Origin of the sequence: Trinickia acidisoli, assembly GCF_017315725.1 — a bacterium.
GTDB lineage: Bacteria > Pseudomonadota > Gammaproteobacteria > Burkholderiales > Burkholderiaceae > Trinickia > Trinickia acidisoli.
Genome location: NZ_JAFLRG010000002.1, coordinates 1,901,087 through 1,921,015, shown reverse-complemented (window position 1 = coordinate 1,921,015; position 19,929 = coordinate 1,901,087). Strand labels below are relative to the sequence as shown.

The following is a 19,929-nucleotide window of genomic DNA, read 5'->3' as shown; positions in this document are numbered from 1 at the left end:
CGCGTTGTGCCTGCGGCGCATCTTTCGTGCGTCGCGTGTTTGCCGTTGCGCGCGTTCGTCGCGGCGCGCAACCGTCACGGAGCGTCATTTCATGCCCCATAAAGAAGGCAATCTCGAGGCGCCCACGCGTCATCCGCTCGATTGGCGTGCTCCCGACTTTTACGATCAAGCGTCGATCGACACAGAGTTGGCCCGCGTATTCGACATCTGTGCCGGGTGCCGGCGCTGCGTGTCGCTATGCGGCGCGTTTCCCACACTATTCGATCTCGTCGACGAAACGGACAGCGGCGAAGCGCACGACGTCGATCGCGGTGCGTTTCCGAAGGTCGTCGATCAATGCTATCTGTGCGACCTCTGCTATATGACGAAATGTCCGTACGTGCCGCCGCATCCGTGGAACGTGGACTTTCCGCATCTCATGCTGCGCGCCAAGGCGGCGCGCTATCAGCGCGGCGACGTCCCCTTGCGCGACAAGGTGCTGTCGAATACCGATGCGCTCGGCCATTTCGCCGGCATTCCGATCGTCACGCAAGCGGTCAACGCCGTGAACGGAACGAAGCCCGCGCGCGTCGCGGTGGAAGCAACGCTAGGCGTGGACCGCAATGCCTGGCTTCCGCCGTTCGCGCCGCGCAAGTTTCGCCCGCATGCGAAGGCGTCGCCCGACGCGCCCGTGCGGGACGGCGAACGTACGCCGGGCAAGGTCGCGATCTACGCGACGTGCTACGTCAATTTCAACGAGCCCGGCATCGGCCATGACCTGCTTGCCGTGCTCGAACACAACGAGGTTCCGTATGTGCTCGTCGATAAGGAGGCGTGTTGCGGCATGCCGCTACTCGAGCAAGGCAACCTCGAAGGCGTCGCCGCGAAAATGGAGAAGAACATTCCCACGCTCGCTCGCTATGCGCGCGAGGGCTATGCGTTGATGGCCGCGATTCCGAGCTGCGTGCTGATGTATAAGCAGGAACTGCCGTTGATGTTTCCCGACGATGCCGACGTGCGCGCCGTTGCCGATGCGTTCTGGGACCCGTTCGAGTATTTCGTCTCGCGACATCGCGACGGCTTTTTGAAGACGGACTTCAAGCACGCGCTCGGCACGGTGTCCTATCACGTGCCCTGTCATGGACGCGTGCAGAACCTCGGCCGGAAAACCTACGACACGCTTTCATTGATACCCGGCACCGAACTCAAAGTGGTCGAACGTTGTTCGGGACATGCTGGCACGTTTGGCGTGAAGAAGGAATTTCATGCCACGGCGATGCGGATCGGCACGCCGGTTTTCAAGGCGATGGCAGAATCTTCACCCGCTTATATTTCATCTGATTGTCAACTCGCGGGGCATCACATCGAGCAAGGGATCAGCGAAAGCGGGGCGACGAGCGCGCCGCTTTCGCATCCATTGGCGTTGTTGCGCAAGGCCTACGGGATCTAACACGCGGTCGTGTTAATTTTGCGAGGAAATGTAAATGGTCATCTCAAGCAATTCCCTATTGACCTTGGAAGCTTATGCCAAAGTTCGCGATAGGACGCGCGCTCAGGTCATCGCGCATAAGAAGACACGATGCGTTCGGCTCGGCAATCATCTGACTTTTTTGTTCGAGGACGAGACGACGATCAGGTATCAGATACAAGAAATGCTTCATATCGAAAAAATTTTCGATGAGGCGGGAATTGCTGCCGAATTAGAGGCGTATTTACCGCTCGTGCCCGATGGTAGTAATTTGAAAGCAACGATGCAGATTGAGTATGAAAACGAGGCGGAACGGCGTGCGGCCCTTACACGGCTAATCGGCATCGAAGATCACGTGTATATCCGCGTCGGTGAAGAACCTTCTGTCTACGCGATCGCCGACGAGGATCTCGAGCGAGAGAACAGTGAAAAAACTTCCGCTGTGCATTTTCTTCGTTTCGAATTGACCGATTCGATGAAGATTGCGCTGCGTGCCGGCGAACCGGTGCAGTTGGGCTGCGACCACCCCAACTACCCCGTCCCGCCCTGCCACATCGACGATACGGTCGCGCAAGCCTTGTGTGCCGATCTCGAATAATTTAGGGTACGCTTGCGCCGCGCAAACGATTGCGCGTTCGAATTATTGCGCGAGACGACAGTTCGGCGTGTCGTTATAGGGCGTGAAATCGTTTCGGAATCACTTCGTTACATATCCCGGGATTGCGGTCCGCAAAAAATATTCTAATATGGACACCTCTCACGAATTCACATTCGAACGCATATGTGACCCTCGCTCGGGCGATCGTTATGCGTTGCATTTACGCGTGGCATGATTTTTGTTACGCCGTCGCGATGGTATGCTTTCTGCACCATTTTCCCATGCACGAGCGAGACTGCCTTTAGTGCGTCAACTGAGGGCAATGCCGCACAGCCTGCGTGCGATTTTGATTGGCAGTAACCCAGAACAAAACAATTTGTGCAACCTGGCGGTCGTCGGGAATGGGCCATTCTCGCCGCCCAAGTGTCGCAGCCCGGCCAGGCTGCGTGGAGAAAAACATGTTCTTTGAGGAATTGACCGACGACGAGTGGACTCGCCTGGCGCCTCTGGCGGCCGACGAGCCCGTGCATCCCCATCGCCGCGGACGGCCGCGCGCCGAGCCGCGCGTGGTGACGAATGCGGTGTTATGGATTCTGACGACAGGCGAACGCTGGTCGAAGCTGCCCGCCCGCTATCCGTCAGGGCCCACGTGCCGGCGCCGCTTCGACGATTGGTTGGCGGACGGTACGCTGGTTCATATCGTGAAGGTTCTCTCGGAGTTTGGCCGCACGTTTGCGTATGTGCCCGAACCTGACGTGACGGTTCAAGTCGCCCCGAAGGCGGCGCCTTTGCCGGTGCCCGAATCGCCGCGCCTACGTGGCGTGTTTTGGACGAATCCGGAGTCGTGGCATACGGCGGACGAATGCCCTGAGGCGGATGGCGCCTATGACGGCGCGATCGATGACGCGAACAGCGCATGCATGCACACCGCGCGCGGCGAAGCACCGGTTGCTTCGTCGCGCAGGGCACCGACGCCCGGCGCCCTACTGCGCAGTGCCGCCGAGCGTTCGCCGCTCGTCGATTCGATGGCCGTGACCAAACGCTCCGACGACTACCGCGATTACATGATTCACGCTGTGGCGCAGCCCGTCGAGAAGCAGCTTCAGGTCAGTTATCGCGCGTCTGCCGAGATCGTCAAAGACGGTCAGCGCGTCGAGCGGTCCGGCCTCATCGGCCCGCGCTTCGCCGATCATGACAGCGCCGAGCGCTACGCGCTCGATTGGGGGCGCGATTGGATCGACAGGCACGAAGCCGCTGCCCTGGCGCGCCCCGAGGCCGTCGAAAGCATGCCCGTCGCTGCGCCGCCTCAGGTGCAGCCCGCGCAAGAGCACCCGCAGAGCGCGCCGGCCTTGGCTGCGGCCACAGCCCCCCAGAGCCAGCGCGCGCTGGACCCGAGCATGATTCGCGGCCGCGCGCCGGAGTGGCTGCTCCGCGCCGACAGTCGAGGTGATACGAAGCCCCCCGAGCTCCTGTATCACGCCTGAATCCGGCCGGCAGCCGGTCTTGCACGTTCCCCTTCGACGCGCGCTTGCGCGCGTCGGTTCCTCTCGTCGAATCTCGCGCACTGCCTTTTGGCGTGGTGCATGCCCCGCGCATGCACCACCGCTCAGCGCTCGTCGCTCGCGGCGCGGGTGCGGTGCCTCGGCTGCGCAAGGCGGGTGAGGGTATCGACATCGTTACGACGTGATCGAGCAAGGGACCAAGGGAAGTGTGACAGGAAGTAAATCGACAAAAAAACCGTAACGGCCTGCTTCGCGCGCCCGCCCGCTGTTCCCCCGCTGTTCCTTGTGCCTGCCACAAAAAAATCGGAAAAATTATCGGGGTACGCAAGGCCTGGAAATTTTTTGCATTTTTGCGGCGCTTGCCGTCGGCTTTTTGTTAGCGCCAGATGAGCGCTTTGCCGGTGGGCACGCGCGCGTCTCTCGTCTCTCTCTCTCTAGTGGCGTCTGCCCAACCTCGCCCCATTTTTCGTTGTTTTTTGAAGGGCCACCACCATGAATGTGACCATCATTGGCTGCGGCTACGTCGGCCTCGTGACGGCGGCTTGTCTCGCGGACGTCGGCAACGACGTCTGCTGCTATGACGTCGATCAGGACAAGATCAGCCTCCTCGAATCGGGCGGTATCCCGATTCACGAACCCGGGCTGCACGAGATCGTTGCACGCAACAAAGCGGCAGGACGGCTTTCGTTCACGACCGATGCGCGTTGTGCGATGACACAGCGCGAGGCGATCTTCATCGCCGTCGGGACGCCGAGCGGCGAAGACGGCTCCGCCGATCTGCAGTACGTGCTTGCCGCCGCGCGCGAAATCGGGCGCCACATCGAAGGCTTCACCGTCGTCGTCGACAAGTCGACCGTCCCCGTGGGCACCGCGCGCCGCGTGCGCGAGGCCGTCGCGGAGCAATTGACGCAGCGTGGCGTCGATTCGATGTTCTCGGTCGTGTCCAACCCGGAATTCCTGAAGGAAGGCGCCGCCATCGAAGATTTCACGCGTCCGGAGCGAATCGTCGTCGGTTGCGACGAGGATGTGCCCGGCGAACGTGCGCGCGAGACGATGAAGCGCCTGTACTCGCCCTTCAATCGCAATCGCGACCGCATGCTGTTCATGGACGTGCGCTCCGCCGAGTTCACGAAGTATGCGGCGAACGCGATGCTTGCCACGCGCATTTCATTCATGAACGAACTCGCGAATCTGGCCGAGCGCGTCGGTGCGGACATCGAAGCCGTGCGTCGCGGTATCGGCTCCGATCCACGTATCGGCTATCACTTCCTTTATGCCGGCTGCGGCTACGGCGGCTCGTGTTTTCCGAAGGACGTCCGGGCGTTGATGCAAACGGCGCACGACCACGGACAGACGCTGCACATTCTCGACGCCGTGTCCGCGGTCAATGCTGCGCAAAAGCAAGTGCTCGTCGGCAAGATCGTCGAGCGCTTCGGGGAGGATTTGAGCGAATGCGTGTTCGGCGTTTGGGGGCTCGCGTTCAAGCCCGGCACCGACGACATGCGCGAGGCGCCCAGCCGCGTGCTCATCGCGGCGCTGCTCGAGCGCGGCGCGCGCGTGGTGGCGTTCGACCCCGTTGCCATGAAAGAGGCGAAGCGCGCACTGGCAAGCGATTTGCGTGGCCAACCCGAGGCGCTTGCGCGCCTGACGTTCGTCGAGGATCAAGTGGACGTGGCCGCGAACGCCGACGCACTCGTCATCATGACGGAGTGGAAGGCATTCAAGAGCCCCGATTTCGACAGCCTCAAAGCGCGGCTCAAGCGGTCGATCGTCTTCGACGGCCGCAATTTGTACGAGCCGGCCGCGATGGATGAGCTCGGCATCGAGTATCACTCGATCGGACGCCCGGGTGCCGGCGCACAGTCGGCGCAGGATGCGATCGGCACGTTCGGCAGCGCGGCCGCCGTCTCGCTCTGAGCGGTGAGCGGCTTCGGAAGACGCTTCCGGAGACGTTGAACGCCGGCGGTTTCGTATCGGCGCGAATCCGCCGGCGGATGGCATGGCATTGGGCGTATCGGGGGCGACGCGTGTATCATCGCCCCCGCGCCGCTCAATACCGAAAGCCCCCATTCATACGATGTCAGTTGCCGAACTCAAGCGCCGCCGCACGTTTGCGGTCATTTCGCACCCCGATGCCGGGAAAACCACGCTCACCGAAAAGCTGCTGCTTTTTTCCGGTGCGATTCAAATCGCGGGTACCGTCAAGGGTCGGAAGAGTAATCGCTATGCGACGTCCGACTGGATGGAGATCGAAAAGCAGCGTGGCATTTCGGTGGCGAGTTCGGTCATGCAGTTCGAGTATGGCGATGCCGTCATCAATCTGCTCGACACGCCGGGGCACGAGGACTTCTCCGAGGACACCTATCGCGTGCTGACTGCCGTTGACGCGGCCGTCATGGTGATCGACGGCGCCAACGGCGTCGAGGCGCAGACGCTGAAGCTGCTCGAAGTGTGTCGTAGCCGCCGCACGCCGATCGTCACGTTCATCAACAAGCTCGACCGTGAAGTGCGCGCGCCGCTCGATTTGCTCGACGAAATCGAGCAGCATCTGGGTGTATCGGCCGTGCCGTTTACGTGGCCCATCGGGATGGGTAAGGATTTCCAAGGCGTCTACGACGTCATCCGCGACCAGGTACGCGTTTTTCGCGCGGGCCAGGACACGGCGGGTGGGGTGGTCGAAACGCTGTCGGCGCTCGACGACGAAGAGGGCGAACGGCGCTTCGGCTTCGCCTGGAAGAAGGCCAAGGAAGAGATCGATCTCATTTGCGCGGCGACGCCGGCATTCGATCGCGAAGCGTTCTTGGCGGGGCAGCAGTCGCCGGTGCTGTTCGGCTCGGCGATCAATAACTTCGGCGTCAAGGAGATTCTCGACGCGCTCGTCGAACTCGCGCCGCCGCCCTCGATGCGTATGGCGGTCGAGAGGCCCGTGCAGCCGGACGAACCCAAATTCACCGGCGTCGTGTTCAAAGTGCAGGCCAACATGGACCTCGCGCACCGCGATCGCGTCGCATTCATTCGCGTCTGCTCGGGCCGCTTCGAGCGCGGGATGGCGCTCAAGGTCACGCGTTCGGGCAAGACGTTCCGTGCCAACAACGTCGTGACGTTTCTGTCGCAGCGTAGAGAGACGGTCAGCGAAGCCTATCCCGGCGACATCATCGGCATTCCCAATCATGGGACGCTGAGTCTCGGCGATACCTTGACCGAAGGCGAATCGCTGCAATTCGTTGGCTTGCCGTTCTTCGCGCCGGAGATTTTCCAGACCGTTGAAGTTGTCGACCCGATGCGCGCCAAGCAGCTCGGCGAAGCGCTCAAGCAGCTCGGGGAAGAAGGCGCGATCCAGGTATTTCGGCCTGCGCACGGCGGCTCGATCATTCTCGGCGCGGTGGGGCAACTGCAATTCGAGGTCGTATCGCACCGGCTGTCGGCCGAGTACAAGGTCGACGTGCGCATTTTGCCGGCGCGCTATCGGATGTCGCGCTGGGTGACATGCAGCGATTCCGCCGAGTTGCGGCGCTTTACCGATGCTTATGCGGCGCGGATGGCACTCGATGCGGCCAATGCGCCGACCTATCTCGCATCGCATATCTCGGAGATCGAGGTTGCGCAAAAGGCATGGCCCAACATCGTATTCAACGAGTTGCGCGAGCATTCGGGCACGCCGTTCAAGAAGAATCTTTGAACGGCGCTCATCACGCTTCGAATCGAGCCGTTCGCGCCACGTCATTCGCTAGTTCATGAGGTCGGCAAGCTGAGCCGCGAGCGTGTCGATCGCGAGACGCACTCGCAGCGCCAGGTGCGGCGTCTGCATCCATAGCGCGTACGCGTCGTAGAGAAACGCGCGCCGATCGGGCAGAAGTTGCACGAGCGTTCCCGCTCGAATGCGTTCGCGAACGAGCCAAGACGGCAGCCAAGCGAGCCCAATGCCGCTCGCGGCCGCATCGGCGATCGCGTCGAGATCGTCGAGCCGCACGCGGTTGGCCGGCGTGACTTCCTCCGCCGTTCCTTCTTCACTCGGAAACAGCCAGGGCCGAATGCGGCCCGAGCGTCGATACACGACAGCCTCGTGGCGCGCCAAGTCTTCGACGCAGCGCGGTGTTCCGCGGGCTTTCAGGTAGCCCGGCGCGGCGCAAACCACCATGCGTTGGCGCGCTACGCGCCGAGCCACGATGCCGGCTTTGTCGTCGAGCGCTCCTGTTCGAATCGCAAGATCGTAATCGCCTTCGGCTAAGTCGACGAAGCGATCGTTGAACGACAGATCGAGTTCCAGCGATGGGTACTGCCTCACGAGTTCGAGCAAGATCGGCGCAACGCAGCGTCTGCCGAAATGAACGGGCATCGTGACGCGCAGCTTGCCGCGCGGTTGCGCGAGTTGATCGGCGGCGAGCGCTTCGGCCGCGTCGGCTTCCGCGAGGACGAGACGGCAACGCTCGTAGAACGCGCGCCCGAAGTCCGTCAGGCTTTGACGGCGTGTCGTGCGCGTGAGCAATTGGACGCCCAGCCGCCCCTCGAGAAACCGAACATGCTTGCCCACCATCGGCCCCGACAGTTCGAGTGCGTCGGCCGCGGCCGCGAACGAGCCCAGATCGACCGCTTTGACGAATACCGCCATGCTGGTGAGGCGATCCATCATTCGAAACTCCTGGTTATAAGTGTTCTGTCTTTACGCGATTTTTCTTCTTTGGTGGCGCCGGCATAGTGTATTCAATTCAACTACTTCCGAGTCGATATGACACGCGTCGTTCGTTTTCATCAGCATGGCGGCCCTGAGGTGCTGCGAATCGAGGAAGTCGATCTGCCACGGCCGGGGGCTGGTGAGGTTCAAATTCGCATCAAGGCGCTCGGACTCAATCGCGCCGAAACGCTGCTGCGCAAGGGCACGTACATCGAAACGGCGGTGTTGCCGTCGGGACTTGGGCTGGAAGCCGCGGGAATCGTCGAGATGATTGGCGAGGACGTTCAGGGCTTTGCGACCGGCGATGCCGTCAGCATCGTGCCGCCGCTGTCGATGGTGCGCTGGCCGGCGTACGGGGAGCGGGCGACGTTTCCGGCCGAACTCGTCGTCAAGCACCCTACGTCGCTGAGTTGGGAAGCGGCGGCGGCCGTTTGGATGTCGTATCTGACGGCCTACGGCGCGTTGATCGACATAGCGAAGTTGACCCAAGGCGAATTCGTGGTCGTGACAGCGGCATCGAGCAGCGTCGGCCTCGCCGCTATTCAGACCGCCAATGCCGTCGGCGCAGTACCGATTGCCGTCACACGCACGTCGGCTAAAAAGCAGGCGCTGCTCGAACAAGGCGCGGTACATGTCGTCGCGTCCGCCGAGGAGGACTTGGCCGCTCGCTTGCGCGACATCGCCGGAGCGGATGGGGTGCGCGTCGTCCTCGATCCGATCGGCGGGCCGATCTTCGAACCGCTCACCGCTGCGATGTCGCGGGGCGGCATATTGATCGAATACGGTGGTCTCAGCCCGGAGCCAACGCCGTTCCCATTGTTCGCAGTCCTAAGCAAAATGCTGACGTTACGCGGCTACCTCGTTCACGAAATCATTAGTAGTCCTACACGACGCGAGGCAGCCAAGGCATTCGTGCTGGATGGCCTCGCATCGGGTGCGTTGCGGCCGGTGATCGCCAAGACGTTCGGATTCGAAGACATCGTCGCCGCACACCGTTTCTTGGAGTCGAACGAGCAGTTGGGGAAGATCGTCGTGACGGTGTGATTGCGGTTGCGTTTGCGTTTGTTCTGCGCTTGGTCTCGATTTCGGATAGGGCTATCGCTGCCGAGCAGCGCATGTCACTTTTTGCCTGAGAAGATCTCGATCGTGCGAGGCGCCGGGTTGTCGGGCGCGGCACCTGCACCTGTACCCGCGCATGCGCTTTTGGACTCGATGGCGTACCGCACCTCGTCGAGATGCTCTTTCGGCACGAGTACCCACTCGGCGTCGAGCGCCGAAGCAATCGACGCGAGTGTCGATGCTTTGGTATCGCCTCGGCCACGTAGGACAGCGGATAGATTCGGCACGGCCATTCCGACGATGCCGCCGATCGCGGCCAGGCTCATGCGACGACGCGCACGTAGCGCGGCAAGCTGATCCGTGAAATACATGGCGTCACTGTTCGAATGGTTTGGGAGTTATGTCGCAATATAACATTTATGCGCATAATGTTGCGCCGCAATGTGGCGCCGTTATGTTGCGCCCTTATGACAGGGCATAAAGCGGTTCACCGCCTCATCGGGACGGCCGGCAGCGGGCATCGGCATCGCCTATGCTAACGGGGCGGCAATCTGCGTTCTTCACGGCCCTCTTTCTTCTCTTCGCTAGGTTTGCGCAGCTATGACTGTTCGCAATCTCGACGCTCTGTTCAGACCCAAATCGGTCGCCGTCATCGGTGCGTCGGCGCGGCCCGAGAGCGTTGGCGGGAAAGTGTGGCGCCGCGTGCTGGCCGGCGGCTTCGAAGGCCCCGTGTGGCCCGTTAATCCCAAGTATGCCGAACTGGACGGATACGCCGCGTTCTCGGACGCCGCCGACTTGCTCGAAGCGCCGTGCGTCGCGCTGATCTGTACGCCGTGTCAAGCCTGGTCCGACGTCGTCGGCAAGCTCGGCCGCCTCGGTACGCGCGCGGCCATCATCGTCAGCGACGCGAAGCGCGAAGAAGCATCGCCGGCGCTCGCGCGGGCGCTTGCGGCGGCCAAGCCTCATCTGCTGCGCATCGTCGGGCCGGGCAGTCTCGGTGTCGTCACGCCGGCGCTCAACGCGCACTTGGGGGCGCCGTCTGCGATGGTTAGGGCGGGTGGCGTTGCTTGGGTGTCGCAGTCGAACGCGTTGACGAATGCAGTACTCGGTTGGGCGCAGGCGCGCGGGCTCGGGTTTTCGCATGCCATCGCGCTTGGCGGCGAGGCCGACGTCGACGCGGGCGACGTGCTCGACTATCTCGCGAGCGACCCGGGCACGCGCGCGATTTTGCTCGAACTGTCGGTCGTGCGGGCGGCGCGCAAGTTCATGTCGGCCGCGCGTGCCGCTGCGCGCAACAAGCCGGTGCTCGTGCTGCGCACGGGCCGGGCCGACCCCGCTGACGCGCTCTACGCCGCCGCATTTCGGCGTGCGGGCATGGTGCGCGTCGACTCGCTGGACGATTTGATCGACGAAATCGAAACGCTCGGTGTCGGGCGTATCGCCGCGAGTTCGTCGGCCACGCTCGTGACGAGCGACCGCGGCGTCGCCGCCTTGGCAGCCGATGCGTTTGCCGCGGCGGGGACGACGCTTGCCGATTGGTCGGGCACGGCGGCGGCCGCCGTCTCGTCCGCATTGCCGCACGTCGTGCCTGGCAATCCGCTCGTGCTCGGTAACGATGCCAGGCCCGAGCACTTCGGGCTTGCGCTGGAGGCGCTCGCGCCGCATCGCGACACGGGCACGGCGTTCGTCGTGCATGCGTCGACGTTGGGGGCGCCCGTTGCCGATGTTGCGCGGGTGCTGATCGAGCATCAGCGCTTCGCGTATCGGGGGCTGCTCGCCTGCTTTTTCGGCGGTGTCGACGAAACGACGCGCGATGCTCTGCGCGCTCACGGGATCGCCGTCCATTCGACGCCGCATCGGCTCGCTCGTGCGTTCGCGCGTCTCGTCGACTACCGGCTCGGGCGCGAGCTGCTCATGCAGACGCCGCAGGGGTTGCCGGCCCAGGTGCCCGCGGCCGTCGAAGCGACGATGGCGCAAGCGAAAGCGGCGCTCGATGCCGGCCGGACGGTGCTCGCGGGCGACGAAGCCGCGCAGTTGTTGCAGGGATTTGGGCTCGAGATTGTCGATATGGAAGAGGCTCACGCTGTCGGCCGCGGAAAGGGCGACGAACATATCGTCGACGTTGCCGTGACCCTGCGCGACGACGCCGAGTTCGGTCCGATCTTCGAGTTCACCGCGCCCCCGGCCGACGGGTCGTCGGCCCCGTTTGCGGTTTACGGCTTGCTGCCGCTGAATCCGGTGCTCGCACGCGAGATCGTCTCGCGCTCTCCCTATGCTCGGCGTGCACCGGTGGGGCCCGTGCTCCATGCGCTGACGGCGTTGTCGGAGGCCGTTTGCTGCGTGGAGCAGATCGTGGGCTTGACGGCTGCGCTCACGGTCACGCGTACTCACGCACGGCTCGCTACGCCGCGCATCGTGCTCGGACCGGTACGCGGGCGGCTTGCCATCGTGCCATATCCTCGGGAGCTCGAGGAGACGCTCGATTGGCACGGGCAACGCGTGACGATCCGGCCGGTTCGCCCCGAAGACGAACCCGCCCATAGCGCGTTCGTCGCAGCGATGACGCGCGACGATCTGCGCCTGCGATTCTTTGGTGCCGTCAGCGGCTTCGACCACACTCAGCTTGCGCGCATGACGCAGATCGACTACGACCGCGAGATGGCTTTGATCGCAACGACAGGCGAGGGCGGTCGGGCTGTCACGCTCGGCGTGGTGCGCACGATCACCGATCCCGACAACGAGTGCGCCGAATTTGCGGTAGCGGTACGGTCGGACTTGAAGGGAAAGGGGCTCGGCCGGACGCTGATGGAACGGATGGTGGCCTACGTGCGCGGACGCGGCACGCGTTGGATCGTCGGCGAGGTGCTGCGCGAGAACGCCCCGATGCTGGGGCTCGTGAAGGCACTGGGCTTCGCGGCGAGTTCGACGGCGGACCCGGCCGTCGTCGAAGTGAAGATGCCGCTGCGGGACGACGCGCGTGCGCCGTAAGGGCGCGGAGCGCGTTCGCCTGTCGCTTGCCGCGTATGTCTATGTCTCGTAGGCCCCATACGCCTCGTACGCCGATTAGGCTGCGAGCTTGGCAACGGCTTCGTCGACGAGCGTGCGCGCGATCGACAATTCGTCGAGCCACGCATCGGCATAGACGGCGCCCGTTTCGCGCTCGAGGCGTGCGATCGTTGCAGCATTGCGGGCCGCGTCTTTCGGCGTGGCGAGAAACGTCTTGATCGACTGTCCCGCCTTGAACGCTTCGAAGAGCGGTGCGCGGATGTCGTCGGGCAACGCGCGCGTCCATTGGTAGGTCTTGCCGTTATAGGTCAGCGCGGGCGGCAAGGTTCGCTCCTTCTTCACGGCTGCGATCAGGCCGTATGCCCGTGCCGCCTCGCCGATCTGCTCCGGCGAAAACAGCTCGTCGGGCGTGATTTCGAACTGGGCGATATAGGTTTCGATCGCTTGCATGGCCGCGGTGCGGTCGTCGCGCTTTTGCTGCGCGCGCTCGACGATGGTGCGCAGTTCGTCGGCTTCTTCGCTGGTGATGGTGAAGCCGGCTTGCTTTTGCTGGAGTTCGGAAAAGCGTTGGAATTCGGAATCGGTCAGAAGTTTTGCCATGAGGTCGAACGACGGCGTGCGCGGACGAGGCCACGCACGCTTTTTTTGAGGGGTCGCCATTCTAGCGCCCCTCGTCCTCGCAATCCAGGGGTGCCGCGTGCGTCAGCCTTCGTGGCATACCGCCTCGATGTTGTGTCCGTCGGGATCGAACACGAATGCGCCGTAATAGCCCGGATGGTAATGCGGACGCAGGCCCGGCGCGCCGTTGTCGCGACCGCCGGCCGCGATCGCCGCGCGATGGAAGGCATCCACCGCGGCGCGATCGGTTGCGCGGAACGCGATGTGGACAGGCGGATCGTTGGGCGTGCCGCGGCTGATCCAGAAGTCTGAGACACCTCCCGCGCCGAAGCCGGCCACGTCGGTGTGACCCGTGATGGCCGCCGGAAATTCGTGCAGCATGGCGTACTCGATTGGTGCGAGCGCCTGCTGATAGAAACGCTTGCTCTTTTCGAAATCGCTGACGAGCACGCCGGTGTGGTCAATCATCGTCTTCCTCCGAAGTAGGTCGCAAAGTGGGTCTAGCCGCAGCCGTGCGTGCTGTGCTGTGCGCCGGCTACGCGTCAGGCGCGCTCGTCACCGTGTGGCTCGTGGTCGTCGTGCGGCAGCGAAGCGTTCGGACCGTCGCCGACGCGGTTGATCGTGCCTTGTGCCAGCGCAACGAGCGTCTCCTTTTCGCCGTCGATCACGTACACGCGACATTGGCAGATCGCATGGCCGCGCCCGGCGTAAATGAGTTCGGCGCGCGCCAGCAGCGTGCCGCGCACGGCCGGGCGCAGGTAGTTGATCTTGTACTCCCCGGTCACGACCCGTGGCCCCAGCGCTAGGGCACCGGCGAATGTCAGCGCGTTGTCGGCGAGGTAGCTCGTGATGCCGCCGTGTACGAATCCATGCTGCTGGCGCAACTCGTCGCGGATCGGCAGCCGCAGCGTCACCTCGCGTTCGCCGATTTTCACGAGCTCCGTGCCCAGCAGCATGCTGAACGGCTGTGCGTGGAGCGCGCCGCGCGCGAGATCGAAAAGATCGGTCATGCCGAGCCCCTTCGGGGCATCGCCCCGTGTGGTGTCGCGTTCAACTCTAGGAAGGCAGGACGCGTTGCGTCAAGCAGCGAGTGTAGGCGATCCCTTTCTCGGAGCCCGCTCAGGCCGGCCTCGCTATCAACGATCCGGCAGGAATCGACGATCGACCTTCAAGCGAGCCGGCTGATTGCCGTAAACCCTAAGCGGCCGAGCTTGCCGAAGCGCTGGTTCGTTAGTTCGTTAGTTCGTCAACGAGGCATAGGCTGTGGCGAGGTGATAAGGCGTCGTCGACGGCATATCGGCGCGCGCCACGTCGCCCGCCGGCGTCAAGCATTCGTACCACCCCCGCGCGTGCAAAAAGCGCGCTTGAAAGCGCGGAATCTGCAGTGCGAGCGCTTCCAAATCTTCGTCGCGAGCTCGCGTGGCCAGCGCGCGAAGATACTCGGTCTGCGCCCAAATTCGCTGCGTCGCATCCTTCACGGCACCCTGCTCGTCGAGCGCGGCGTACACGCCGCCTGTCGCCCGGTCCACGCCGTTGCGCTGCGCGAAGTCGAACGCGCGTGACAGCTCCCGCTCGAGCCCCGATTCCGCGATGGCCGGTCCGGCCCGCTTGATCAGATAGAACCATTCGAATTGATGCCCCGGCTCGAGCCGGTTATCGGCGCTGCCGATCGGCAACTCGGCAATCGCACCTGTTGGCGCATGGACGAAGCTGCGTGCCACCGAACCGGCCAGTTGCGCGAGCGTCGTTTCGTAGCTGGGCTCGCCCGTCGTCTCATAGGCGGCTAGATACGCTTCGGTCAAGTGCATCAGCGGGTTTTGCAGCGGGCCGGTGCGTACCGCCGAGAAATCGGCATCGAGCGCGGCATGCAGCAGCGAATCGGGTGCGGCGAAACGCGCCTGCACGAGCAAGGCCGTCTCCGCAATCACGCGCAGCGCGTCGCGGTCGCCCGTCGCCATCGCGTAGTGGGCGCAGGCGAAGATCACGAATGCGTGCGTGTAAAGGTCTTTGGTGGTATCGAGCGGCGCACCTTGCGCGTCGACGCTGTAAATCCATCCCCCATGCTTCTCGTCATGAAAATACCGACGCATCGCATGAAAGAGTTGCTCGGCATGCGCTGCATCGCCGGCATGTGAAAATATGAACAATTGCCGGGCGCAGGCCATGGCGCGGTAGCGGGCGGCGGGCAACGGCGCGTGATCGTCCGCGCCTACGGCCTCGTACGGTAATTGCAACGCGCTGTTGAAACCGGGCCCGCGCCAGATCGGCAGGACGGTTTGTGCGTAGTGCGCGCGGAGCGTGGCGGCCTCGGCCGCGATCGAACGGTCGATCGAGATGGACATGATGCGGTTTGGCTTGACGACGAAATGGCGCGTGCCGTTGCGGCGTCGCGCGAAGCGCAAAGCATAATGCAAAGCCGCGGCGCGAGGCGGCCCGGCCGACGATAAAGGAGGACTGGACCATGTTGAGCAACGTCGAACTCGTTTTGCGACTGATTCTTGCCGCGATCCTTGGCAGTGTTATCGGTTTCGAGCGCGAGCGGCAGGCGTGGGCCGCCGGTTTGCGCACGCACATGCTCGTATGCGTGAGTTCGGCGCTCGTCATGATCGTATCGGCGTTCGGCTTTGCCGACGTACTGGGCCGTCCCGATGTCGTGCTCGACCCTTCGCGGATCGCAGCGCAGGTCGTTTCGGGTATCGGCTTTCTCGGGGCGGGCGCCATTTTGCTGCGCGGCGAAGTCATCCGCGGGCTCACGACGGCAGCGAGCGTCTGGTCCGTCGCCGCCATCGGTTTGGCCGTGGGGGCGGGGCTCAACACCGCCGCGATCGCGGCAACGATCATCATCCTGGTGATCCTCGCGGGGATAAAGCCGATCGAGCGGCGCTACATCTCGGTGCGGTTGCGGCGGCGAGTGTCCTTGCGCGTGGATCGAGGCGCGCTCACGCTCGGTGCGCTGCGGACGATCCTTGGGCACGCGAGCGAGCGCGTGAAGCAATTCATCGTCCAGCAAAGCGAGGAGGAGCCCGAATGCGACGACATCACCATCGGCTTCTCGCGCGTGTCCGCCAACGAATTCGAGTCGTTGTGCCGCCAACTGCGCAATGCGCCGGGCGTGCGCGCGCTGCGGGATGAAACCGAGAACGGACTGAGCGACGGCAACGGGCAGGACGATGTGCGGGCGGACGGCCGCTGACTACCACTGCCAACTACCGCGGACGACGGCTGCAAGAGGTGCGCGAGGCGCTGGATCCTGCCGTCGCGGGGCGCATGGCGAACCGATCGTGAGACAATGCCGCGTTCGCAATACGCTTCGCTTCGATCACGATACCAATGAGCCGCGCCAGGTCGCAGCGGCCCCCATACGCCATGGCAGATTCCGCAGCATCCTCCACCCCTCGTTCCGAGGGCTCCTCGACCGCGAAAGGCCGGGCCCGAGCCGCCTCGTCGGACGACGTCGGCCGCCCCGCGCGCGCTGTGATCGAGCCTGAAGCGTCGACGGCGCCGGACACTGCCCACGAGCCCGGCGACGCTGCGCCATCGCTGCCGTTCGATCCGCGCCAAGGGACGCTGCTCGGCTTCGAAGTGCCGGCTGACGTGCGGGTATCGACGACGGACGATCGCGGGCCGACCGATGCGGCGCTGGTGGCGTTAGGCGCGCCGGCAGCGCCGACGCACGCGTTGGAAGCTGCGCGTGAGAAACCGGCCGTCCCCGCAAAGGTCGTCTCGCTCGAGGAGGGGCAGCGCCCTGAGCCGGCGCAAGTGCAAGCGACATCTTCGAGCGATGCGGCGAGTGGCGCATCGCCTGGCGCGCCGGAGCCGAAAGCGCCGAAATTGTTGTCCCCGGGCGCCGCGCTGGCAAGCGTACGTCAGCAAGCGGCACGCAAGCCCGCCGAGACCGCGCGCACAAGCGGCTTGCCGCCAGCGGACGAAATGACGCGGCGTCCCACGCCGAGCGCGGATGCATTGCCGATTCCGCCTGTCGTCGCACAAGCCGCCGGTGCTGCAAGCGTTGCCGACAACGCTTCGCGCGCACTCGATGCCGAGCTGCCGGCGGCATTCGCGCAGGCCGTCGCTTCGTTGCAAGAGGCGGTAGTGCAGGAACGCCGCGCGGCCGAAGAGCGTTGGCGACGCACACGGCATTGGCTTGCCGTTGCGCTGGTTGGACTCGTGCTGCTGCTTGCGGTATCGGTTGTGCAGACTGTCGCGCTGTTCGGTTTCGCGCATCGCGCGCAAACCGCCCGGCAGCAAACCCAAGCGACCTTGAACGATCAACAAGCGGCTTTGGCAAGCCTGGCAAGCAGTACGTCGGCCCTGGCCGCACGGATGCAGACGCTGCCTGGGGCCGTCTCGGCGCCTGAGGCGGCAACCGCCGCACAGCGGCCGGCGAACCACGTCAAGCCCGCGCACGCGCGACACCTCAAAGAAAAGAGCAAGCCCGCCGCGCATTGAAGGTTACCGGGCCCGCTGAGCGTAGCGTTAGACGCGCGGCGCTCCGCCACAGCCCGTCACACCCTCCCGGCGCCTTTCCACCGTTTCAGCAGCAGTGCGTTCGTGACGACGCTGACGCTCGAAAACGCCATGGCGGCGCCGGCCAGCATCGGATTGAGCAGCCCCAACACAGCGAGCGGAATGCCGATCAAGTTGTAGACGAACGCCCAAAACAGGTTCTGCTGGATCTTCCGATACGTTCGGCGCGAGATATCGATCGCGTCGGCGACGAGCGCGGGATCGCCTCGCATGAGCGTGATGCCGGCCGCGTGCATGGCGACGTCCGTGCCTGTCGCGAGCGCGATGCCGACGTCGGCCGCGGCGAGCGCCGGCGCATCGTTGATACCGTCGCCGGCCATGGCGACGATTTGCCCTGTGCGCGCTTTGAGCCGCGCGACGATGTTGGCTTTGTCCGCCGGCAATACCTGTGCGTAGTATTCGTCGATGCCGAGTGCGGCCGCGACGCTGGCCGCCGCTCCGCGATTATCGCCCGTCACGAGCACGCTCTTGACGCCGCGCGCGGCCAGTTGCTCGACGGCGGCGCGGGCCGTCGGTTTGACGCTGTCGCCGAAAGCGATGAGGGCGAGCGCTTCGGCCGGCGCATGTCCCGTGCCCGTACGGGCGAGCCAGGAAACCGTATTGCCGGCGGCTTCCAGTTCCGCTGCGCGCGCACGTGCCTCGGTTGGCGGCTCGATACCGAGCGCTTCGAGCCAGCGTCCGTTGCCGACACAAACGGTGGATCCGTTGATCTCGGCTTGCATCCCATGCCCGGCCACGGCTTGCGCGTGCTTGGCCGACGGCAGGCCCCGACGTGCTTCGCCCGCGCTTGAAGCGTGCGGCGAGGCCAAACGGGCGTCGTACTCGGCTAGAAGGGCCTGCGCCAGCGGATGATCGCTGTTGTGCCCGACCGCGGCGGCCAGCGCAAGCGCGTCGTCGCAGGCGATACCGAACGGTTCGAACGCGACGAGCTTGGGCTTGCCGACCGTCAGCGTGCCGGTCTTGTCGAACGCGACGATGGACACGCGCTGCGCGAGCTCGAGCGCTTCGGCGTCCTTGATCAGCACGCCGTGCCGAGCGGCCACCCCGGTGCCGGCCATGATCGCGGCGGGCGTCGCGAGCCCCAGCGCACATGGGCAGGCGATGACGAGCACGGACACGGCGTCGAGAATCGCAGCCTGCGCCGATGCGCCGGCGAGCAGCCAAAGCCCGAGCGTCGCCGCGGCGAGCACGAGGATGGCCGGCACGAACACGGCGCTGACGCGATCGACGAGCCGCTGGATCGGCGCCTTCTCCGCTTGCGCGCTTTCGACGAGCCGGATGATGCGCGCGAGCGTCGTCTCGGCGCCCGTTGCGCCCGTCGTCACATCGAGCGTGCCTTCGCCATTGACCGACCCTGCGGTGACGCGATCGCCCGGGCCTTTCGCGACGGGCAGGCTTTCTCCGGTGACGAGCGATTCGTCGACGTGCGTCCGACCCGCGGCGATGAGCCCATCGACGGGCACGCGTTCGCCGGGCCGGATGACGACCGTCATGCCGACGCGCACCTGGCCGATCGGCACCTCGCGCTCGCCGCCGAATTCGTCCTTGACGTGGGCGCGATCGGGCCGCAGCGCGGCCAGCGCGCGAATGGCGTTGGTCGTTTCCCGTTTGGCGCGGGCTTCCAGCCACTTGCCGAGCCGCACGAGCGTGATGACGACGGCGGACGCCTCGAAATACAGGTGCATGGCGTCGCCGGGGTGAGCGATCGTCTGCCAGACGCTCAGTCCGTAGGCCGCCGAGGTGCCGAGTGCGACGAGCAGGTCCATGTTGCCGGCGCGCGCCCGAAGGGCTCGATAAGCGCCCACGTAGAAGCGCGCGCCGCAGACGAATTGGACGATACTCGCCAGCACGAGCTGCAGCCATGGCGGCAGGGCCGACTCGACACCGAACGGCGTCGTCAGCATCGGTAGCGCGAGCGGAACGCTGAGCAGCGCCGCGAGCGCAACGCCGGCCAGTTCACGCCGGGCTTGCCGCGCGCGGATGCCGTCGATCGCGGGCGAGGCGTGCCCTTGCGCGCCGGCCGCTTCGTCGGCGACGACGGGCCGGGCTTGGTACCCGGCGTCGACGACGGCATCGACGAACCGTTGAACGTCGAGGGCGGTGAGCGATTCGGCCGCGCGTACCGTGGCGCGTTCAGTGGCGAGATTGACGGAGGCAGCAGTCACCCCCGGGACGCGCGCAAGCGCTTTTTCGACGCGCGCGGCGCACGAGGCGCAGGTCATTCCTTCGATGTCGAGCTCGGTCGTCGACACGTCGACGCCGACGGCAGAGGCTAAGTCGGTCATGATGGCTGAAGCGACGAAAACACGCGTAAACGGACGGGCGATTGCAACAATGGAAAACACGATCGAGCTTCCCATGATGGGAAGGTCAAGCGGCGCGTTCGGAGGCCGTCGCGCGTCGGCACGTTTGCCCGCGCGTGCCGCGAGCGATAGATAGTGGGATTCGTGCAAACACAACGGGCGCACAATATGCCGGGCGCGGCGGACGCGTCTTATCC

At 64.5% G+C, this 19,929-nt stretch carries 16 protein-coding genes; 9 read left to right on the top strand and 7 right to left on the bottom strand.

Going from position 1 to position 19,929, the window contains the following annotated elements:
* The first annotated feature begins 91 nt into the window (after window positions 1-91).
* The 5 genes from J3485_RS26860 (at window position 92) to J3485_RS26840 (ending at window position 7,226) form a co-directional block, all read left to right on the top strand.
* The gene (locus J3485_RS26860; protein WP_206957382.1) at window positions 92-1,429 is read left to right on the top strand and encodes a heterodisulfide reductase-related iron-sulfur binding cluster; all 1,338 of its coding nucleotides are present in this window, start codon (window positions 92-94) and stop codon (window positions 1,427-1,429) included.
* A gap of 34 nt (window positions 1,430-1,463) precedes the next feature.
* The gene (locus J3485_RS26855) at window positions 1,464-2,045 is read left to right on the top strand and encodes a DUF3501 family protein (RefSeq protein ID WP_206957380.1); all 582 of its coding nucleotides are present in this window, start codon (window positions 1,464-1,466) and stop codon (window positions 2,043-2,045) included.
* Window positions 2,046-2,503: 458 nt separating this feature from the next.
* The gene (locus tag J3485_RS26850; protein ID WP_206957379.1) at window positions 2,504-3,529 is read left to right on the top strand and encodes a DUF6566 family protein; all 1,026 of its coding nucleotides are present in this window, start codon (window positions 2,504-2,506) and stop codon (window positions 3,527-3,529) included.
* A gap of 510 nt (window positions 3,530-4,039) precedes the next feature.
* Entirely contained in the window at window positions 4,040-5,464 is a 1,425-nt protein-coding gene (locus tag J3485_RS26845; protein WP_206957377.1) for a UDP-glucose dehydrogenase family protein, read from the top strand.
* 160 nt (window positions 5,465-5,624) lie between these two features.
* Window positions 5,625-7,226: a peptide chain release factor 3 gene (locus tag J3485_RS26840; protein WP_206957376.1), complete on the top strand. Its 1,602-nt coding sequence runs from the start codon at window positions 5,625-5,627 to the stop codon at window positions 7,224-7,226.
* 48 nt (window positions 7,227-7,274) lie between these two features.
* Here the strand turns inward: J3485_RS26840 and J3485_RS26835 are convergent, their stop codons facing one another.
* On the bottom strand, window positions 7,275-8,177 hold the full coding sequence (locus J3485_RS26835) for a LysR family transcriptional regulator (RefSeq protein ID WP_242538943.1): 903 nt from the start codon (window positions 8,175-8,177) through the stop codon (window positions 7,275-7,277).
* Between the two features lie 96 nt (window positions 8,178-8,273).
* On the opposite strand from J3485_RS26835, the gene J3485_RS26830 reads away from it, so the two are divergent.
* On the top strand, window positions 8,274-9,263 hold the full coding sequence (locus J3485_RS26830) for a zinc-dependent alcohol dehydrogenase family protein (RefSeq protein ID WP_206957374.1): 990 nt from the start codon (window positions 8,274-8,276) through the stop codon (window positions 9,261-9,263).
* Window positions 9,264-9,337: 74 nt separating this feature from the next.
* On the opposite strand, the gene J3485_RS26825 is transcribed toward J3485_RS26830, so the two are convergent.
* Window positions 9,338-9,649 (bottom strand): helix-turn-helix domain-containing protein, encoded by a 312-nt coding sequence (locus tag J3485_RS26825; RefSeq protein ID WP_206957372.1) that lies wholly within the window; start codon window positions 9,647-9,649, stop codon window positions 9,338-9,340.
* Between the two features lie 229 nt (window positions 9,650-9,878).
* Here J3485_RS26825 and J3485_RS26820 point away from each other — a divergent pair, with 229 nt between their 5' ends.
* Window positions 9,879-12,266 carry a bifunctional acetate--CoA ligase family protein/GNAT family N-acetyltransferase gene (locus J3485_RS26820; protein WP_206957370.1) on the top strand — a complete coding sequence of 796 codons (2,388 nt, stop codon included), beginning with the start codon at window positions 9,879-9,881 and terminating at the stop codon, window positions 12,264-12,266.
* Window positions 12,267-12,341: 75 nt separating this feature from the next.
* On the opposite strand, the gene J3485_RS26815 is transcribed toward J3485_RS26820, so the two are convergent.
* The 4 genes from J3485_RS26815 to J3485_RS26800 form a co-directional block, all read right to left on the bottom strand.
* On the bottom strand, window positions 12,342-12,884 hold the full coding sequence (locus J3485_RS26815; RefSeq protein WP_206958416.1) for a hypothetical protein: 543 nt from the start codon (window positions 12,882-12,884) through the stop codon (window positions 12,342-12,344).
* Between the two features lie 102 nt (window positions 12,885-12,986).
* Window positions 12,987-13,370 carry a VOC family protein gene (locus tag J3485_RS26810; RefSeq protein ID WP_206957369.1) on the bottom strand — a complete coding sequence of 128 codons (384 nt, stop codon included), beginning with the start codon at window positions 13,368-13,370 and terminating at the stop codon, window positions 12,987-12,989.
* Window positions 13,371-13,444: 74 nt separating this feature from the next.
* Window positions 13,445-13,912, bottom strand: a complete 468-nt coding sequence (locus tag J3485_RS26805) for a PaaI family thioesterase (protein WP_206957367.1) — start codon at window positions 13,910-13,912, stop codon at window positions 13,445-13,447.
* A 228-nt stretch (window positions 13,913-14,140) separates the two neighbouring features.
* Window positions 14,141-15,244, bottom strand: coding sequence for an AGE family epimerase/isomerase (locus tag J3485_RS26800; RefSeq protein ID WP_206957365.1), 1,104 nt, complete (start codon window positions 15,242-15,244; stop codon window positions 14,141-14,143).
* Window positions 15,245-15,363: 119 nt separating this feature from the next.
* Between J3485_RS26800 and J3485_RS26795 the strand changes: the two genes are divergently transcribed.
* Window positions 15,364-16,095, top strand: a complete 732-nt coding sequence (locus J3485_RS26795; protein ID WP_206957362.1) for an MgtC/SapB family protein — start codon at window positions 15,364-15,366, stop codon at window positions 16,093-16,095.
* Between the two features lie 281 nt (window positions 16,096-16,376).
* On the top strand, window positions 16,377-17,351 hold the full coding sequence (locus tag J3485_RS26790; RefSeq protein ID WP_206957360.1) for a hypothetical protein: 975 nt from the start codon (window positions 16,377-16,379) through the stop codon (window positions 17,349-17,351).
* A gap of 56 nt (window positions 17,352-17,407) precedes the next feature.
* Here the strand turns inward: J3485_RS26790 and J3485_RS26785 are convergent, their stop codons facing one another.
* Complete coding sequence (locus J3485_RS26785) at window positions 17,408-19,714, bottom strand: heavy metal translocating P-type ATPase (RefSeq protein ID WP_277991651.1); 2,307 nt, start codon at window positions 19,712-19,714, stop codon at window positions 17,408-17,410.
* Between the last annotated feature and the right edge of the window lie 215 nt (window positions 19,715-19,929).

Coding starts and splice junctions, on each gene's coding strand:
- J3485_RS26860 (WP_206957382.1), top strand. CDS start 92: ATGCCCCATAAAGAAGGCAATCTCGAGGCGCCCACGCGTCATCCGCTC.
- J3485_RS26855 (WP_206957380.1), top strand. CDS start 1,464: ATGGTCATCTCAAGCAATTCCCTATTGACCTTGGAAGCTTATGCCAAA.
- J3485_RS26850 (WP_206957379.1), top strand. CDS start 2,504: ATGTTCTTTGAGGAATTGACCGACGACGAGTGGACTCGCCTGGCGCCT.
- J3485_RS26845 (WP_206957377.1), top strand. CDS start 4,040: ATGAATGTGACCATCATTGGCTGCGGCTACGTCGGCCTCGTGACGGCG.
- J3485_RS26840 (WP_206957376.1), top strand. CDS start 5,625: ATGTCAGTTGCCGAACTCAAGCGCCGCCGCACGTTTGCGGTCATTTCG.
- J3485_RS26835 (WP_242538943.1), bottom strand. CDS start 8,177: ATGATGGATCGCCTCACCAGCATGGCGGTATTCGTCAAAGCGGTCGAT.
- J3485_RS26830 (WP_206957374.1), top strand. CDS start 8,274: ATGACACGCGTCGTTCGTTTTCATCAGCATGGCGGCCCTGAGGTGCTG.
- J3485_RS26825 (WP_206957372.1), bottom strand. CDS start 9,649: ATGTATTTCACGGATCAGCTTGCCGCGCTACGTGCGCGTCGTCGCATG.
- J3485_RS26820 (WP_206957370.1), top strand. CDS start 9,879: ATGACTGTTCGCAATCTCGACGCTCTGTTCAGACCCAAATCGGTCGCC.
- J3485_RS26815 (WP_206958416.1), bottom strand. CDS start 12,884: ATGGCAAAACTTCTGACCGATTCCGAATTCCAACGCTTTTCCGAACTC.
- J3485_RS26810 (WP_206957369.1), bottom strand. CDS start 13,370: ATGATTGACCACACCGGCGTGCTCGTCAGCGATTTCGAAAAGAGCAAG.
- J3485_RS26805 (WP_206957367.1), bottom strand. CDS start 13,912: ATGACCGATCTTTTCGATCTCGCGCGCGGCGCGCTCCACGCACAGCCG.
- J3485_RS26800 (WP_206957365.1), bottom strand. CDS start 15,244: ATGTCCATCTCGATCGACCGTTCGATCGCGGCCGAGGCCGCCACGCTC.
- J3485_RS26795 (WP_206957362.1), top strand. CDS start 15,364: ATGTTGAGCAACGTCGAACTCGTTTTGCGACTGATTCTTGCCGCGATC.
- J3485_RS26785 (WP_277991651.1), bottom strand. CDS start 19,714: ATGACCGACTTAGCCTCTGCCGTCGGCGTCGACGTGTCGACGACCGAG.